Origin of the sequence: Kocuria sp. ZOR0020 (assembly GCF_000800955.1) — a bacterium.
In the GTDB taxonomy this organism is placed as follows: domain Bacteria; phylum Actinomycetota; class Actinomycetes; order Actinomycetales; family Micrococcaceae; genus Kocuria; species Kocuria subflava.
Genome location: NZ_JROX01000332.1, coordinates 1 through 1,517 on the forward strand (window position 1 = coordinate 1; position 1,517 = coordinate 1,517).

1 protein-coding gene is annotated in these 1,517 nt (G+C 69.1%); it reads right to left on the reverse strand.

Translation table 11 applies throughout. The annotated features are described in order from the left end of the window. Positions 1–42: 42 nt before the first annotated feature. Positions 43–1,449 (reverse strand): Mu transposase C-terminal domain-containing protein, encoded by a 1,407-nt coding sequence (locus L979_RS13540; protein WP_156125606.1) that lies wholly within the window; start codon positions 1,447–1,449, stop codon positions 43–45. Between the last annotated feature and the right edge of the window lie 68 nt (positions 1,450–1,517).

Genomic DNA, 1,517 nt, shown 5'->3' on the forward strand with positions numbered 1-1,517 from the left:
CGGTGAAGCGGCGGTGCTCCTTGGTGACGATGAAGCGCTGGCTCACATCAGGTCCTCCCTGTAGACCTTCAGCTTCCGCCTCGGTGCTGGCGCGGGGGCCGGCGGCTCGGCTGTCGGCGGCGCCTCGGTGGTGTGTGCGGCTACGACGGCGATGCGTTCATTGATACCTTGGCGCAGGGCTCGGCGGCGGGCGTTGCGGGCAGCCTGGATCTCCTTGAGGCCGATCTTCTGGGCCTGGTGCTCCTGGTTCACGGCCTTGCAGAGGAACTCGTCATGGTCAAAGACGCGGATCTCGGTGATGTCGCGCGGGTCGTAGCGGATCACCACGGGCCGTCCGACGTAGCCGGCCAGCGTCGGGGAGACGTAGCGCAGCCCCTGGAAGCGGATGCCATCGCGCTGCACCACCCGGGACTGGGCAACCGTGAGCAGCAGCCCGTCGAGGTCTTCGAGGCTCTCGGGCATGCGCGGCAGCCAGCCCTCGGCGATCCACGCACTGCGCGGCGAGGTGTCAAGCTCGCTGTGCGACCGGTCGTTGTAGGTGGCCACGAACCCCTCCAGGGCGCTGTCGAGCTCGGCCAGCGACAGCTTCGGCGTCGGAGCAAGGTGGTCCTCGGTGATGTAGCCGGGCAGGTCAGCGAGAAGCTCGGTGTTGACGGTGCCGAAGAACCGTTCGATCTTGCCGCGGCCCTGGGGGCGGGCGACGGTGGAGTGGATCAGCCGGATATGGAGGTCGACGGTGGTGCGGGTGAGGTGGTGGCTGATGAAGTCGCTGCCGTGGTCGACGTAGAGCACGTCCGGCAGGCCGCACATCGGCCACGCCGGGTCGGGCTTGTGCCAGATCGCCTGCCTCAGCGCCAGCGCAGTGTTCATCGCCGAGGGCGCACCGAGAAAGACGGTGTAGCCGCAGATCGCGCGGGAGCAATCGTCAATGATCGCCGTCAGCCACGGCCGGGCGGGCTTGCCGTCGGTGCCCACCACGAGGATGTCGAGCAACGTGTGGTCGCTCTGCCACATCGCATTCGGGTGCTCGGCCTGCCGGCGCAACACCAGCTCGTACTTGTCACGGTAGGACCCCGCGCCCTCCAGGGCGAGAGTGACCATTCCCGGATCCAGGGCCGCCACGATCGAGCGGACCACGCCGTAGGAAGGCACCGGCCACCCTCGGGTACCGCAGATACGGGTGACCCTGCGGTGGAGAGTGGCGATCGCGGGGCGGGGTTTGCTCAGCGCCAGGCCCTCGATCAACCGCACGAGCTCCGCGGGAAGATGGTGAGTACCGGCATCCGAGCGCTGTCCTGTGCTCAGGCCCGCATACCCGTCAATGCGGTAGCGGGCGTGCCAGCGCTCCAAGGTGCGCAGCCCGATCCCGGTCTCGCGGGCCAGGGCGGCCAGCGCGATGCCGTCCTCGACGTGCAGACGCAGGATGCGCCACCGCGCCGCCCCGTCCATCTCACACCTGCTCGGCGACAGCTGCTCGGGCGCGGGCCGCCTGCTGGTGGCGATACAGCGTCGCCCGC